Origin of the sequence: Burkholderia plantarii, from assembly GCF_001411805.1 — a bacterium.
In the GTDB taxonomy this organism is placed as follows: domain Bacteria; phylum Pseudomonadota; class Gammaproteobacteria; order Burkholderiales; family Burkholderiaceae; genus Burkholderia; species Burkholderia plantarii.
Genome location: NZ_CP007213.1, coordinates 1,135,470 through 1,151,477 on the forward strand (window position 1 = coordinate 1,135,470; position 16,008 = coordinate 1,151,477).

A 16,008-nucleotide genomic window follows, 5' to 3' on the forward strand; every position below is an offset into this window, starting at 1 on the left:
ATCGACCGTCATTGCCGAGACCGCGGTAAGAAACCCAGAGGAACCCCTATGTCGGAACGTCTCCAATTCGGTTGCGCCTGCTGCAGCCCGCATCTGCTGCCGGCCTACCGCCACGATCACCGCCAATGGCAGGCCGCGCTAGAGGGCGCCGCGCCGCGGCTGGCCGCGCGGGGGCCGTCGCAGTCCGTGATCTTCCATGGCGGCAACATCCATCCGGACCCCGAGCATCCCGAGCAGTGCGTCGAGGCGCTCGGCATCGCGGACGGCCGGGTGATCGAGAGCGGCGATCTGCTTGACGTGCGCCGCGCGATGGCCGAATACGCGCCGGTCGATCGGCCGCTCGCGGCCGACGAGACGCTGCTGCCCGGCATGATCGATCCGCATGCGCATCTGGTGTCGAGCGCGCTGATGACGACCTGGGCCGACCTGTCGCCGTTCGACGAGCAGAAGCTGAACACGCGGTACGACCGGCAGGTGATCGCGACGCGGCTCCAGAATGCCGTCGCGGTGGCGCGCGCGGCGACGCCGCCGCGCAAGTGGGTGACGGGCTACGGCGTCGATCCGTCGTTGATGACGGTCTGGGAAGACATCAACGCCGGTTTCCTCGACGACATCAGCACGGAAGTCATGATCTTCCTGCTCAACGCGTCCGGTCACATCAGCTATGCCAACACGCCCGCGCTGAAGGCGGCCGGCCTCGACGGCAGCCATCCGGACGGCGTGCTGACCGAGCAGCAGTCGGCGGCGGTGCTGGCCGCCATGCCGCCCGTCACCTCGCAGCAGATCTTCGCGGGCCTCGCGACCGTGTTCCAGCAGGCCAGCCAGCGCGGCATCACCACGCTGTTCGACGCGAGCGTCGGGCTGATCGCGGGGCCGGACGAAGTCACCATGATGAAGGGGCTGGCGAAGACGCCGTCGATGACGGTGCGGGTGGGCGGCGCGCTGTACGGCAACGGCAACGACCTGATGACCTGGCTGCGCGGCTACAAGCCGGAGCTGCAGAGCGACGCGAACTCGCTGTTCACGCTGCGCGCGATCAAGCTGATCGCCGACGGCTCGAACCAGGGGCTGACCGGCTTCCAGAGCCGCCCGTACCTGTGCTGCGACGATCACAAGGTGCCCGGCGTCGGCGCCTATGGCCTGTTCAACTTCGATCCGGTGCGCAAGCTGGCCGACGTGATGGCGATGGTGGCCGACGCCGGCTGGCCGATCCTCACGCACGCCAACGGCGACGAAGGCATCACCAACGTGCTGGCGGCGTACCAGACCGCGCTCAGCACGGTGCCGCCCCCGCCGCCGCCGAAGCAGCCGTACCCGAGCGAGCCGGCCTGGGCCGGGCAGCGGCATCGCATCGAGCACGCCTCGCTGCTGCACGACGACGCGATCGGCCTGATGCGGCGCATGGCGATCTCGCCGAGCTTCCTGATCGGCCACGTGGGCTACTGGGGCGCCGCGTTCAAGAACACGATTCTCGGCGCCGATCGCGCGCAGCTGCTCGACCGCTGCGCCTCGGCGCTGAAGGCGGGCCTGAAGATCAGCCTGCACAGCGACCACTTCGTGACGCCGCTCGGCCAGCTGCGCAGCATGGAACAGTCGATCGGGCGCGTGATGGAAGCGCTCGAGGACGCGCCCGACGTGAGCGAGGCCGACAAGGTGCTCAACTCGCGCGAGCGCCTCGACGTCTACCAGGCGCTGCGCGCCGTGACCATCGATGCGGCCTGGCAGTGCCATCTCGATCACCAGATCGGTTCGCTGCTGCCGGGCAAGCAGGCCGACCTCGTGATCCTGGCGAAGAACCCGCTGCAATGGACGGCACCGAACGCCGCCGGCATGCGCGACATCGGCGTGCTGGAAACCTGGGTGAACGGCAGCAAGGTATACGCGGCCGGGCAGTAAGGGCGTGCCGCGCCGGCCGGCAGCGGCTGGTTCGGCCGCGCCGGCCGGCGCGCGCCGATACGGCATACTGGCGGCCGTTTCATGGCAACGACGGATCGACAGCAGGATGACAACCGAACCCAACGCGCTCGCGCTGACCGACGGCGACTATCGCGCCGTCTGTCGCGAGCGCACGCGGCATGCCGCGACGGCACACGGATACGGCGCGGTGTTTCCCGAGGCACGGATGGTGGTCAAGGACGGCTGGGCCACCTTCAGCCGCGACGGCGAGGTGCTGTGGGACTGCAGCGCGCGCCATGCGGCCGCGCACTTCGAGATCGGGCCGGCCGGGCCCGATTCGGCCGTCGCGCGATCCGACGCGACCTGACGCGCGCTCGGGCGCCGGGTCGGTACCCTCGACTCGCTCCCCTCGACGCGCTCCGGTTTTCCTTCATTTCCCATCGATGATGGCCGCGTGCCTCGGCGCGCGTCGCCGTGCCGACCCGCGCCCGCGCGATTCAGAAGCCGCGCGTATGACTGGCCGTGCGCCATGAAAAAGCGGCGCGTCACGCCGTGTCCAAATCGTGGAAACTGAATTCGCCGGCCTTGCGGCGTCGCGTGTTCCGGTATTCACGTAACGAAATCGGCAAGCGGAACGATTCGACGGATTCGCGAAAGAAACGCCCTGAACGTTACGCACTGCGAATGAATCGGATCGACGAAATGAAACACCGGCCGCTGCCTGCCGGCGTTGGTCCCGCCGTGCGGGCAGGACCCGGAAGTCACGCATGCGGCGGGCGGCGTCATCGCATGCGGGCGGCGCATGCCGCCGCCCGCGTCTCGTTCCCACTCTCAGGAAACCATCATGACATCGACACTGATCAAAGGTCTGGCCGCGGCGCTCGCCGGCGCGGCGTTCGCGGCATCGGCCGTGGCCGCACCGGCCGGCCTCGTCTACAGCCCGTATTTCTACTCGGGCGACTTCGGCGGCACGCAGCTCAACACCACCGTGACGGGCAGCTCGAAGACGCTGCTGAGCGTGATGCCGGCGAAGCTGCAGGCGGTGACCTGGGCGTTCGCCACCGGCAACTGCGGCAGCGAGGACTGGAGCGGCGTGTCGGCCGCGTCGTTCGCGAAGGCGAACGTGCAGAGCTTCGTTGCGGCCGGCAAGAAGTACATCGTGTCCACCGGCGGCGCGGGCGCGAGCTTCCTTTGCACGTCCGACGCGAATTTCCAGAAGTTCATCCAGACGTACTACAGCGCGAACCTGATCGGCATCGACTTCGACATCGAGAACGGCCAGACCCAGAGCGACATCAACAACCTGGTGGCGCGCGTGGCGAACGCGCAGGCCGCCTATCCGAACCTGCGCTACAGCTTCACGATCGCGACGGAGGGCGGCAACCAGAGCCAGAACCTCGGCGACATCGGCGTGAAGGTGATGACGGCGATCCAGAACTACGGGCTGAAGAACTACACGATCAACCTGATGACGATGGACTTCGCGGATTCGGGCGGCGAGGACGCGTCGCTCTGCACGTTGAACGGCAGCGGCAAGTGCGACATGGGCAAGTCGACCGTCGCCGCGGCCGAGAGCCTGCACAGCTACTGGAAGGTGCCGTACAGCCAGATCGAGGTGACGCCGATGATCGGCGGCAACGACAGCATCGACGAGACGTTCACGCTGGCCGATGCCGTCACGGTGTCGAACTACGCGGTGTCGAAGCAGCTCGGCGGCGTGCATTTCTGGGCGTTCTCGCGCGACCGCGACTGTGCGCCGGCCACCTCCGACAACGACTCGTCCGACACCTGCAACAACTACGGCAAGGCCGGCACGCTCGGCTACACGAACCAGTTCCTCGGCTCGCTGGGATTCTGACGGGACCTGCCGGCCGGCGGGACGGCCGGCGCGCTCACGACACGTTCGACAGCACCACGCCGCGGCTCGACAGCAGCATCGCCGAGTCGCGGAACACGTAGAGGTAGAGATCGTCGTCGAGCGATTCGCCGTCGGGGATCACGATGTCGTAGTCGATCCGCGCGGGCTCGGGCGGGATCGTGTCCTCGAAGCGCACGGAAAACGCGTTGGCGCCCACCGCGAACGTGCCGGAAGGATCCGGCTCGCGCGAGCGCAGCACTGTGACGAAGTCGGGCACGCCCGTCGCGGCGTTCATCGGGCGTGCGGACGTGCCGACCCGCGTGTCGTTCACGTAGTAGGTCGCGGCCGAGGCGCTGATGTTGGCGATATGGAATTTGCCCGTCATTCGATTCCCCGCTTGCATGTGGATGCCATCGCTGTTGCCCGGCCCCGCAGCTCGCGACGCGATGGCCGCGGGCGCATGGCCTGTCGTTGCGCGCCGTCCGGCCCGGCATGCAGGTTCCGGTCCGCACGCGCCGCCGGCCGCCGTGCCTGCCACGCAGGCGGTCGCGCCGGCCACGATGACCCGCGCGATGGGATGGGGCGGGGGGCCGGCACAAGGCGTGACGCCGCCGCGAGATTCCGGTGGGAACGTCGCGGCACGGCATGCAGGGAAACCCCGGATCGGCCTTGGCGCTTATCGATTTTCCGTCGTGGAAAATGCGTTTGCCGGGATCATAGGTTAAACGCCTCGCGGCGACAATCCCGATTCGGAAAATTTCGCCATGGGGTAATCCGGCGCGAATGGCGCGCCGATTACCGTGGCGTGAGTTCGGCGTGAAGCGGCGCGCGCGCGTTCGCGGTCCGATGCCCGCCGAGGCGGGCTGGGCGGGCCGCGGGCGAAGAAATGGATAGGCTCGAATGAATCGCGGCGGATGAATCGCCGGCGTGCCGCGGCGAGTGCGGCCGATATTCGTCCGGAGTCGCCAGGCCGAATGAAGCGGCGTCGCGGCGAGGGGTTTTCGTTATGAAAATGTGATCGCGCGGCGTTGAATCAAAATGCCGGGTTTCATGAAAGCGCGGTGAAATATTTCGGCGTTCGCGAACCGTGGCGAAGCGCGCCCGAGCACGCTTCGCCACGTCGTGACGTGACGCGGCTTGCTCGGTCCCGCTCACGCGCGCCACGAAGCAGCACGCCCGGCGTCCTTGCCGTAGCGTTCGCGCGCCGCGCGCACCACGTCCTCGCCGATTTCGCCCTGCTGCGCCAGCGCATGCAGCGCCGCCACCACGATCGAGGCGCGGTCCACCTCGAAGAACTCGCGCAGCGCGCGGCGCGTGTCGCTGCGCCCGAAGCCGTCGGTGCCGAGCGTCACGTAGGGCGCCGGCACGTAGGCGCGGATCAATTCCGGCAGCGCCCGCGCGTAGTCGGTGGCCGCGATCACCGGGCCGCGCGCGCCGCGCAGCGCGGTGCCGACCACCGTCTCGCGCGCCTCGCCGCCGAGCCGCGCCGCGCGCTCGGCCTCGATCGCATCGCGCTGCAGTTCGGTGAAGCTCGTCACGCTCCAGACTTGCGAGTCGATGCCCCAGTCGTCGCGCAGCAGGCTCGCGGCGGCCAGCACCTCGGTCATGATCGCGCCGGCGCCGAGCAGCTGCACGCGCGCCGTGCCGTGGCGGCCCGGATCGAGCGAATAGAGGCCGCGCAGGATGCCCTCGCGCGCGCCCTCGGGCAGCGACGGCTGCGCGTAGTTCTCGTTGGTGACGGTCAGGTAATAGAACACGTCGCGCTGCTGCTCGCCCATCTCGCGCATGCCGTGCTCGACGATCACGGCCGCCTCGCAGGCGAAGGCCGGGTCCCAGGCGCGGCAGTTCGGGATCATCGCGGCGGCCAGGTGGCTCGTGCCGTCCTGGTGCTGCAGCCCCTCGCCGCCGAGCGTGGTCTTGCCCGAGGTCGCGCCGATCAGGAAGCCGCGCGCGCGCTGGTCGGCGGCGGCCCAGATCAGGTCGCCCACGCGCTGGAAGCCGAACATCGAGTAGTAGGTGTAGAACGGCAGCATCGGCAGGTCATGCACGCTGTAGGCGGTGGCCGCGGCGATCCACGACGAGATCGCGCCGGCCTCCGAGATGCCTTCCTCGAGGATCTGCCCGGTGGTGGACTCGCGGTAGTAGAGCATCGAGCCGAGATCCTCGGGCTCGTAGCGCTGGCCGAGCGGCGAGTAGATGCCGACCTGCCGGAACAGGTTCGCCATGCCGAAGGTGCGGGCCTCGTCGGCCACCACCGGCACCACGCGCTCGCCGATGCCGGGCGCCTTCAGCAGCCCGCCCAGCATGCGCACCAGCGCGGTGGTGGTCGACATTTCCTTGCCGTCGGCCTCCAGCGCGAACTGCCCCCACACGCTGACGGGCGGCACCGCCAGCGCGCGGCTCGCCTCGCGGCGGCGGCGCGGCAGGTAGCCGCCCAGCGCCTGCCGCCGCGCGTGCAGGTAGCGCATCTCGGGGCTGTCGTCGGCGGGACGGTAGAACTTCACCTCGGCCACCTCGTCGTCCGAGAGCGGCAGCGCGAAGCGGTCGCGGAACGCCTTCAGGTCGTCGAGGCCGAGCTTCTTCTGCTGGTGCGTGGTCATGCGGCCCTGGCCGATCGCGCCCATGCCGTAGCCCTTCATGGTCTTGGCGAGGATCACGGTGGGCTGGCCGCGATGCGCGAGCGCCTGCGCGTAGGCCGCGTGCAGCTTGCGCACGTCGTGGCCGCCGCGGCGCAGCCGGTCGATGTCGTCGTTGCTCAGGTGCGCGGCCAGCGCCGCCAGCTGCGGGTTCCGGCTGAAGAAGTGCTCGCGGTTGTAGGCGCCGTCGTTGGCCGAGAAGGTCTGGAACTGGCCGTCCACGGTGTCGGCGAACGCGCGCAGCAACGCGCCGTCGCGATCGCGCGCGAACAGGGCATCCCAGTCCGAGCCCCACAGCACCTTGATCACGTTCCAGCCGGCGCCGGCGAACAGCGCCTCGAGTTCGTCGATCACGCGGCCGTTGCCGCGTACCGGGCCGTCGAGCCGCTGCAGGTTGCAGTTGATCACGAACACCAGGTTGTCGAGCTGCTCGCGCGCGGCCAGCGAGAGCGCGCCGATCGCCTCGGGCTCGTCCATCTCGCCGTCGCCGAAGAAGCCCCAGACGGTGCGCCCGGCCGTGTCCAGCAGCTGGCGGTGCGCGAGGTAGCGCATGAAGCGCGCCTGGTAGATCGCGTTGATCGGCCCGATCCCCATCGAGCCGGTGGGGAACTGCCAGAAGTCCGGCATCAGCCACGGATGCGGATACGAGCAGAGGCCCGGGCCGTCGATCTCGCGGCGATAGTGGTCGAGCTGCGATTCGTTCAGGAATCCTTCCAGATAGGCGCGCGCGTAGACGCCCGGCGCCGAGTGCGGCTGGAAATAGACGAGATCGGCGTCGTGCCCGGCGCCGGCCGCGCGGAAGAAATGGTTGAAGCCCACCTCGAACAGGTCGGCGGCCGATGCGTAGCTGGCGATGTGGCCGCCCAGCTCGCCGTAGGCGCGGTTGGCGCGCACCACCATCGCCAGCGCGTTCCAGCGCAGCGCCGCGGCGAGCCGCGCCTCGATCTCGAGGTCGCCGGGGTAGGGCGGCTGCGTGTCGAGCGCGATCGTGTTCGCGTAGGGCGTGGCGCGTCCGCGCCCGGCCGCGAGCCCCCGGGTGGCGGCGTGGCTGGCGAGCCGTTCGAGCAGGTAGCGCGCTCGCTCGGGGCCGGCATGCGCGACCACGCCGTCGAGCGCGGCGAGCCATTCGCCGGTTTCCGCGGGATCGTCGTCGATCGGATTGAGGGGCTGGGCAAGTATCGACGGGACGCCGTTCGACAGGTCGGTCATGATCCGGTTCCGGAAAGGGGGGAGCGGGGCGCCGCGATCGTGGGCGCAGCGGTCCGACAAGCGTACTGGCGCGGTTCCGGAACGTGTGTCTGTTTTGTATTGCGTTGCGATGGCGATTCAGTATAAATATTCCGGCAATCGCGCCATTTCCGGAATTGTTACATTCATGCCCGCCGACCCGACCCGCCTCGACCGCACCGACATCGCGATCCTGAACCAGCTCCAGCAGAACGCGCGCATCACCAACGCCGAACTCGCACGCGCCGTGAACCTGTCGCCCACGCCGTGCTTCAACCGCGTCAAGGCGCTCGAGAAGCTCGGGCTGATCCGGCGGCAGGTCACGCTGCTCGATCCCGAGCCGCTCGGCCTGAAGATCAACGTGTTCATCCAGGTCAGCCTGGAGAAGCAGCAGGAGGACGCGCTGCGCCGCTTCGAGGCGGCCATCGACAAGCGGCCCGAGGTGATGGAGTGCTACCTGATGTCGGGCGACGCCGACTACCTGCTGCGCGTGCTGGTGCCGAGCATGCACGGGCTGGAGCGCTTCATCGTCGATCAGCTGACGACGATCCCGGGCGTGTCGAACATCCGCTCGAGCTTCGCGCTGAAGCAGGTGCGCTACCGCACGGCGCTGCCGTTGCCGGCCGGCGGGCTGACGCTGAGCCGCGAGGAGGAGGACGCGCGCGACGGCGAGTGAGCGCGCGCCGGCTTCGCATCGCAGTAATTGCGCTAATGCTGCGGGTAGAAATGCTCGTTTGCCGGCGCCGCGCCGCGCGCCCAGAATGTGTCGCCATGACCGGAGCCGGCGCACCGTCCGCGCCGGCGGCACAGAGGAAGGAGAAGCACCGATGTCGACGATGGAACTCCATGGCGTCCGTTTTCCGCGCTTCGCGCTGCTCGACGCGATCCCGCCGATCCAGCGGCTCGCGCGGCTGGAGGCGGCGCTCGGCGAGCGCGCCAACGGCGTGCGGCTGCACGTGAAGCGCGACGATCACTTCGCGCTCGGCGGCGGCGGCAACAAGCTGCGCAAGCTCGAACTGCACCTCGGCCAGGCACTCGCGGACGGCGTCGACACGGTGATCACGGTGGGCGGCCTGCAATCGAACCATGCGCGGCTCACGGCGGCCGCGGCGGCGCTGGCCGGCCTGCGCTGCGAACTGGTGCTGTCGCGCGCAGTGCCGCGCGACGACGACGACTACGAACACAACGGCAACCTGCTGCTCGATGCGCTGTTCGGCGCCACGGTGCGGATCGCGCCGGACGGCACGCCGGCGATCGATGCCGCGCAGGCGCGCGCCGACGCGCTGCGCGCGGCCGGCCGCAAGGTGCGGGTGATCCCGACCGGCGGCTCGACGGGGCTCGGCTCGCTCGGCTACGCGGCGTGCGCGGCCGAGATCGTCGCGCAGGAGCGCGCGCTCGGCATCGAGTTCGCCGGCATCGTCTGCCCGAACGGCAGCGGCGGCACGCAGGCCGGGCTGGTGGCGGGCCTGCACGCGCTGGACCGGCGGCCCGAGCGCGTGCTTGCGCACGGCGTGCTGGCGCCGGCGCCGGCCGCGGCGGCGGTCACGGTGGAGCTGGTCGAGGCGGCCTGCGCGCTGCTCGAACTGGCGCCGCCGCCCGCGAGCGCGGTTCGCGTGGACGGCGCGCAGCGCGGCGACGGCTATGGCGTGCCGACCGACGGCATGCTGGCGGCCGTGCGGCTGATGGCGCGCACGCAGGGGCTGCTGCTCGATCCCGTTTACAGCGGCAAGGCGTTCGCGGGTCTGCTGGCCGACGTGGAGGCGGGCAAGTACTGTCCCGGCGATGACGTGCTGTTCCTGATGACGGGCGGCCAGCCCGGGCTTTACGCCTATCGCGCGGCGTTCGAGGCGGAGGGCGGCGCGGCCTGAGCCGCGCGTCGGCCGACCCGATCCGGGCCGCTCCCGGCTCGTGTTTCCCGACGCATCCTGCCCGGCGCGCGGACCTCGCGCGCCATCGCGCGGCCGCGTACCCGCCATCTCCGCGCCGCGCCGCGCGTGAGCGGCGCGCCGTCGCCGGCCCGATCGGCCCGTTCCGAACGCTGCCCGATCCCGCCGGCGCCGTGATTCGCGATCCTCGTCGCGCGCGGCCTCCGGTCATTACGGATTCCTCACGATGGATCCGGCTTGCGCGTCGGATCTCGACTCGCGCCTCGCCGGTGCGCCCGTCCGTGCGACTCGCGGACACGGTGCCCTTGCGCCGCCGCTTCCCACCCGCATCTGCCTTCGCATTTGCACTCGTTCCGGTTCGTTTTCCCTATGTTCCTGCGCAAGTCCGATACCCCTCATCTACCGCCCTCCGAACCCGCCGGCCAGCCCGAGCCCTCCGGCGGCGGGCGCCCGCCGCGCCGTCGCGGCGTCTGGCGCGTGCTCGGCACGATCGCGGTCTGCCTCGTCTGCGCCGGCCTCGTCGCGGGCGGCGCCACGGCGGCCTATATCGCGTTCGTCGTCTACCCGGCGTTGCCGCCCGTGACCGCGCTCGGCGACTACCAGCCGGCCGAGCCGCTGCGCATCTATTCGTCGGACGGCCACCAGCTGGCCGAATACGGCATCGAGCGGCGCATCCCGCTCGACCTCGACGCGATCCCCGCGCGCATGAGGCTGGCGCTGCTGGCGGCCGAGGACGCCGGCTTCTACCAGCATCGCGGCATCGACGCGGGCGGCCTGCTGCGCGCCGTGCTGGTCGATGCCGTGCGCGGCGGCAAGGCGCAGGGCGGCAGCACCATCACGATGCAGCTCGCGCGCAACTTCTTCCTGTCGCGCCACAAGACCTTCACGCGCAAGCTCGTCGAGGTGCTGCTCGCGATCAAGATCGAACGCAGCCTGCCGAAGGACCGGATCCTGCAGCTCTACATGAACCAGATCTATCTCGGCGAGCGTTCGTATGGTTTCGGCGCGGCGGCGCGCACCTACTACGGCCGCCACCTCGATGAACTGACGCTCGGCCAGGCCGCGATGCTGGCCGGGCTGCCGAAGGCGCCGTCCGCGTTCAACCCCGTCAGCGATCCGGTGCGTGCGCTGGCGCGCCAGCGCTACGTGCTCGCGCGCATGCGCGAGGTCGGCTTCATCACGCCGGAGCAATATCGCGCCGCGCTGGACGAGCCGCCCTACGCGCGGCCCGTCGCGCGCCGCGACTCGGTGCCGGCCGGCTCGGTCAGCGAGCTGGTGCGGCAGATGATGGTCGAGCGCTACGGCGAGGCCGCCTACGAGAGCGGCTTCAAGGTCACCACCACGGTGGCGCTCGACGATCAGGCCGCCGCGTTCGAGTCGGTGCGCCACGGCGTGCTGGCCTACCAGCGCCGGCATGCCTACGCGGGACCGGAAGCCGCGGTGGCGCCGCCGGTGCCGGCGGCGGGCCGGCTCCCGGACACCCTGGTCGAGGCCATGCGGCAGCGGCCCGAGGTGGCGGGGCTGCCGTGCGCGGTGGTGGTGGCGAGCCGCGCCGCGCGCGTGGACGCGCGGCTCGCCGACGGCACGCACGTCGTGCTCGCGGGGCATGGCCTCGACCGGCTGCGCGCCGCGGGCCGCCGCGCGGCGACGCGGCTGGCGCCGGGCGCGATCGTGCGCGTCACGCGCGACGACGGCGGCCATTGGGCGCTCGGCGAGCTGCCCGCGGTGCAGGCCGCGCTGGTCGCGATCGCGCCCGACGACGGCGCGATCCGCGCGCTGGTGGGCGGCAACGGCATGACGGCGACCCAGCTGAATCGCGTGACGCAGGCGTGGCGGCAGCCCGGTTCGAGCTTCAAGCCGTTCCTCTATTCGGCGGCGCTGGCCCGCGGTTTCGGCCCGACCACCGTGGTCGACGACCTGCCCGTCGACATCCCCGCCGGCTATCCCGGCGGCCCGGTCTGGCGCCCGCACGAGGACGGCGTGCCGCTTGGCCCGATCACGCTGCGCGAGGGCGTGGCGCGCTCGAAGAACTTCGTCGCGATCCGCACGCTGCGCGCGATCGATCCCGCCTATGCGAAGCGCTTCATCGTCGGCGCGTTCGGCCTGCGCGACGACCTGATCGTGCCGAACCTGCCGATGGCGCTCGGCGCGGGCGCGGTCACGCCGCTGCAGATGGCGGTGGCCTATGCGGTGTTCGCGAACGGCGGCTTTCGCGTGCAGCCGTACCTGATCGCCCGCATCGAGGACGGCACGGGCCGCGTGGCGTTCGAGGCCGCGCCGGCCCGCGCGGGCGCCGGCGCGCCGCGCGTGATCGACGCGGCCAACAGCTACCTGATGACGGACATGCTGCGTGCCGCCGCCGCGCACGGCACCGGCGCGGCCACCAACGTGCTGAAGCGACACGACCTGGCCGGCAAGACGGGCACCACCAACCGCTATCGCGACGGCTGGTTCGCCGGCTATCAGCGCGAGCTGGCCACCGTGGTCTGGATGGGTTTCGATACACCGGCGTCGATGGGCGCGCGCGAGTATGGCTCGCGCAACGCGCTGCCGGTCTGGATCGAATTCATGCGGCATGCGCTCGCGAACGTGCCGGAGCAGCCGGACGCGGTGCCCGACGAGATCGCGTTCGTGGGCGGCGAGCCCTACGACCTGCATTTCATGCCCGACGCGGGCTTCGTGGCGGCGCTCGACGCGCAGGGGCGCATGCCGTCCGTCACGCCGCGCGCGGCGCTGCCCGAAACGGCGCGGCAGGCGGTGGGAGCGGGCGGGGCCGCGGCGATGCCGGGCGTGGTGTCGTCCGACGAGAAGGCGCGGATTCTGCGCTATTTCTCGGGGCCGGGCGATGCGGACACCGACGGCATCTGAATGCCGGCTGCCGAGCGGCGAAGCGGGAGAGTCGAAACGATTCGCGCGGCGGCATGCGCAGCGCCGCCGCGCGTGGCGGGATCGTGTCGGCCGTCCTCAGGCGCGGCCGATCGGCCTCACGGCACGAGCCACAGCGCCACCGCGTAGATCACCAGCGACACCGCGAACGTGACGGCCGTATAGCCCATCACGCGCTGGATGCGGATGCCCGCGATCGCGACGATCGGCACGGCCCAGAACGGCTGCAGCATGTTCGAGACGTTCTCGGCCATCGCCACGCCCATCGCGGTGCGCGGCACCGAGGCGTGCAGGCTCAGCGCGGCGGGCAGCACGAACGGCCCCTGCACGGCCCAGTGGCCGCCCGCGCTCGGCACCAGCAGCGTGATGATCAGCGAGCTGAGGTAGCTCCAGAGCGGCAGCGAGGCGGGCGTGGCGATCGTCACGAAGGTCTTGGCGATCATCGAGGCCAGGCCGGTGCCCTTCATCATGCCCATGATGCCGCCGTACACCGGGTATTGCAGCAGCATCGAGCCGGTCTGGCGCGCGGCGCGGCGGATCGCGTTGGCATAGGCGATCGGCGTGCGCTGCAGCGCGAGGCCGATCAGCAGGAAGATCAGGATGGTGGTGTTGATGTCGAGATCGAAGCGGTGCGCGCGCCACGCCATCACCAGGTAGCCGACGCCGAACACGAGCAGCAGCAGCGTGCCGAGCATCGAGTTTTCCAGGCGCGTGGCGAAGGTGGGCGTGGTGCCGACGCGCGCGTGCGGGTCGTCGCTCGCGCCGCCGGCCTCGTGCTCGGGCGCCTCGCTGAACGCGACCACGTCCTCGGCGCGCGGATGCATGCGGATGAAGATCGCCGTCATCACCACCACCACCAGCACGGTGGGGATGAACACGAACGGCGCGAACACCGTCGCGCCGAGCGGCACCACCTGGCCGGTGGCCTTCTCGACGAGGTTCAGCGCGTTGCCGTGCGAGGCCTGCGAGAGCGCGATCGAGCTGGACAGGCCGCTGTTGCAGACCGACCACGCCGAATAGCTGCCGGCCACCAGCCAGGCGAAATCGACCTTCACGCGCCGCGCGATCTCGCGCGAGAGCAGCGCGCCGACGATCAGCCCGAGGCCCCAGTTCAGCCAGGCCGCGATGCCGACCACCGGGAACACCAGCAGCGCGGCGCGCGTCGGCGTCTGCGCATGGGCGGCCAGCGCGCGCAGGCCGCGCTGGATCACCGGTGCCTCGGCGATCGCGTAGCCGGTGGCGAGGATCAGGATCATCTGCAGCGCGAAGCCGAGGATGCCGAAGGTGCCGGTGTACCAGGAGTCGAGCAGCGTGGGGAGGTTGCCCTGCGGGCCGAGCGCGAGCGCCAGCACCGCGACCAGGGCCGTCAGGCCGATCGACAGCACGAACGGATCGGGCATGACGCGCTCGAACAGGTAGACGAGGGCGGCGACGACACCGCGCCGGTCGTTGGCGTGGGCGATGGGGTTGTCTCTTTTCATGCTGTGGTTCAGTTGCTCGGCGTGTGCCTGCTGGCTGGCCGGGGCGGCGGATCGGCGTGCGGATGAGCCCGGGCGCGAGCGGCCGGGCGGCCGCCGGAAGGCGATCGGGATCAGGGTGCGGTGCTCCTCCAGGTGCCCGAGGCGGTTGCCACGGCGCAGCGGGTTCATATCGCGCCTTCGCTGCGTCCGGGATCGAACGCGAAGGAAGGCGGCCAGCCCTGTTGTTATTCTAATGTTCGTAATAAGAACATCGTTTCGTTTAACGAACGGCCAATATTCGCCGTGCGGCAGGGCGATGTCAAGCTGCTTGCGCGGCTATCGCACGCGATTCGCCGTGGTTCGCTTCTTTTGAAAGAAAATTGAATGGTGTTGACTGGAGAATGAAATGTGCGATCGGGCGCCTGGCCGGCTCGATGGATCGGCAGCAAGAAGGCCATGCGACCGCATGGCCTCGGGGCGACGCTTGCCGCCGGTGCTGAAACGCCCTTGTCCTGGCGGGCGTATCAGGCAAAAACGGCGTTCAGCGTGGCGATGATCGCGGTCTGGCTGCCTCCCGCCAGCGGCACCGTCACCGTGGTGCCGCTGAAGCCCGCCACGCTTTGTCCGGCGGGTGCTGCCTGCACGAACGGATTGCGGCTGGTCGCGCCTGCCATGCTGCCGAACGGGCCGTAGGTGCGGCCGCTTTGGCCGGTCAACGTGAGTTGCAGGACGCATTGCCAGCCGTACCACACGCCCGTGTAGCCGGAAACGGACACGACCGGATCGTCAAGCGGGATCTGGATGGTTTGCGCGCTTCCGCCGTTTCCACCGTGTTGCAGCAAGGTGAACGTTCCCGTTTTCGCACCCGGCTCGGTGCCGAAGTTGTAGGGGCCGGTGCCGGTGTTGACGGCCTGGATCGCGTCGAGGACGTTACCCGAGCGGATCGTCATTTGCGTCAAGAGGGGATTGCCTGCCGCACGGATGATCGGCGTATCGTCGAAGCCGTTGCCGCCGGGCGGATCGCCGAGCTGGCCGAGAATCATGAACTGCGCCTGCTCGAACTGGAAATTGCCCGAATTGAGGCGCCACATGAAGATGTCTTGATAATGGTATTGCGTACCGTTGAAGGAAAAGCCCTCCGACACCGCGCTCCAGACCTGTTGCGCGCTGCTGTTGGGCGCCGTGTTGCCGGGTTCGAATTGCGCTCCGTAGCCGATCAGCGACGGCGGAACCTTGGCATCGAGGAATTGCTGCAGCGACGAACCATCATAGAATTGCGGAGAAACGAAATCGAACAGGCCATCGAGCGTGGCGTAATCGATTTTGCCCCAGGACCACGCCGGCGTGAACGACAGATAATATTTGACCGGCTGTTGATCGAATACCGCGCGAATCGTGGAAAACAAAGTCTGGAATTGCGCCGGCGTCAGGGCGTCGGAAACGGGGGGTTCCCAGTCGATGTCCAGGCCATTCATCCCGTTGTCCTTGAGATAGGCGACCAGATTGTTCGCAAAATCAGTGGCCTGGGTTTGCGCGTCCCCGCCCGCCGAGAAAATCGACGCCAGGGTGTGGTCGCCGGAATACACCATGGTGGCCAGGAACTTGATGCCGGGATTGACCTGACGCGCGTCGCGGAGCACGTAATCCAGATAATCCTGATTGGACAGGTTGTCCGGATGGGATTTGTCGCCGATCTCGATCGTGGAGCCCTGCGCGGCGGGGACCACCTTGAAAAAAGCGATGCCGAGAAAGTTGGCGCTGTCGTAGACGCGCGAACCGATCAGCGATTGATAGCAGCTGTCGGGGCTGTGGTAGCTGGTGTCGGGCGGTTCGTCCTCGTTCAGGAAAATCCACGCATTGATGCCGTTTGCAAGGTTGGCCATGTTCTTTCCTTGGTGGTTGCGGATGGGCGGTGGCACGCGAGCTGCAACGACTGAGGGAGGCCACCATGCAGCGCTCCTGAATGCGCAAATACTTCCTTGTTCACGCGGCCGAATCAAGCAGAATTTTCCGATGCGGATAAATGAGAGAGTTTTTGAGGATTTTTTATTTTGATTAAAAAATCGTCTTGATTCGATAATCGATCAAGGAATTTTCATCCATTCACGGACGCGTGGTATCCACGTGCCGGCGAGGCGCGGGCGCGCCTCGCCGGCCCT

General features: G+C 69.2%; 11 protein-coding genes. 7 read left to right on the forward strand and 4 right to left on the reverse strand.

Features of this window, described 5'->3' with window-relative positions; translation table 11 throughout:
- The first annotated feature begins 48 nt into the window (after positions 1-48).
- The 3 genes from bpln_RS22280 (at position 49) to bpln_RS22290 (ending at position 3,754) form a co-directional block, all read left to right on the forward strand.
- Complete coding sequence (locus bpln_RS22280) at positions 49-1,896, forward strand: amidohydrolase (RefSeq protein WP_055140026.1); 1,848 nt, start codon at positions 49-51, stop codon at positions 1,894-1,896.
- Between the two features lie 106 nt (positions 1,897-2,002).
- Positions 2,003-2,263: a hypothetical protein gene (locus bpln_RS22285; RefSeq protein ID WP_055140027.1), complete on the forward strand. Its 261-nt coding sequence runs from the start codon at positions 2,003-2,005 to the stop codon at positions 2,261-2,263.
- 477 nt (positions 2,264-2,740) lie between these two features.
- A complete protein-coding gene (locus tag bpln_RS22290) occupies positions 2,741-3,754 on the forward strand; it encodes a glycosyl hydrolase family 18 protein (protein ID WP_042627459.1) in 1,014 nt (337 codons plus the stop codon).
- A gap of 34 nt (positions 3,755-3,788) precedes the next feature.
- On the opposite strand, the gene bpln_RS22295 is transcribed toward bpln_RS22290, so the two are convergent.
- Positions 3,789-4,139 carry a hypothetical protein gene (locus bpln_RS22295; protein ID WP_042627460.1) on the reverse strand — a complete coding sequence of 117 codons (351 nt, stop codon included), beginning with the start codon at positions 4,137-4,139 and terminating at the stop codon, positions 3,789-3,791.
- A gap of 766 nt (positions 4,140-4,905) precedes the next feature.
- Positions 4,906-7,599: an alpha-ketoglutarate dehydrogenase gene (gene mdeB / locus bpln_RS22300; RefSeq protein ID WP_055140028.1), complete on the reverse strand. Its 2,694-nt coding sequence runs from the start codon at positions 7,597-7,599 to the stop codon at positions 4,906-4,908.
- A gap of 166 nt (positions 7,600-7,765) precedes the next feature.
- On the opposite strand from mdeB, the gene bpln_RS22305 reads away from it, so the two are divergent.
- From bpln_RS22305 to bpln_RS22315, 3 genes are all read left to right on the forward strand, one after another.
- Positions 7,766-8,293, forward strand: a complete 528-nt coding sequence (locus bpln_RS22305; protein WP_055140029.1) for an Lrp/AsnC family transcriptional regulator — start codon at positions 7,766-7,768, stop codon at positions 8,291-8,293.
- 151 nt (positions 8,294-8,444) lie between these two features.
- On the forward strand, positions 8,445-9,485 hold the full coding sequence (locus bpln_RS22310; RefSeq protein WP_055140030.1) for a D-cysteine desulfhydrase family protein: 1,041 nt from the start codon (positions 8,445-8,447) through the stop codon (positions 9,483-9,485).
- Positions 9,486-9,980: 495 nt separating this feature from the next.
- On the forward strand, positions 9,981-12,371 hold the full coding sequence (locus bpln_RS22315; RefSeq protein ID WP_244132129.1) for a penicillin-binding protein 1A: 2,391 nt from the start codon (positions 9,981-9,983) through the stop codon (positions 12,369-12,371).
- A 116-nt stretch (positions 12,372-12,487) separates the two neighbouring features.
- On the opposite strand, the gene bpln_RS22320 is transcribed toward bpln_RS22315, so the two are convergent.
- Positions 12,488-13,870, reverse strand: a complete 1,383-nt coding sequence (locus bpln_RS22320) for a TIGR00366 family protein (RefSeq protein ID WP_055141175.1) — start codon at positions 13,868-13,870, stop codon at positions 12,488-12,490.
- A gap of 120 nt (positions 13,871-13,990) precedes the next feature.
- Here bpln_RS22320 and bpln_RS35940 point away from each other — a divergent pair, with 120 nt between their 5' ends.
- Positions 13,991-14,233, forward strand: coding sequence for a hypothetical protein (locus bpln_RS35940; RefSeq protein ID WP_148654128.1), 243 nt, complete (start codon positions 13,991-13,993; stop codon positions 14,231-14,233).
- Positions 14,234-14,373: 140 nt separating this feature from the next.
- On the opposite strand, the gene bpln_RS22325 is transcribed toward bpln_RS35940, so the two are convergent.
- Positions 14,374-15,732 carry a glycosyl hydrolase family 18 protein gene (locus tag bpln_RS22325; RefSeq protein ID WP_055140032.1) on the reverse strand — a complete coding sequence of 453 codons (1,359 nt, stop codon included), beginning with the start codon at positions 15,730-15,732 and terminating at the stop codon, positions 14,374-14,376.
- Positions 15,733-16,008: the final 276 nt, after the last annotated feature.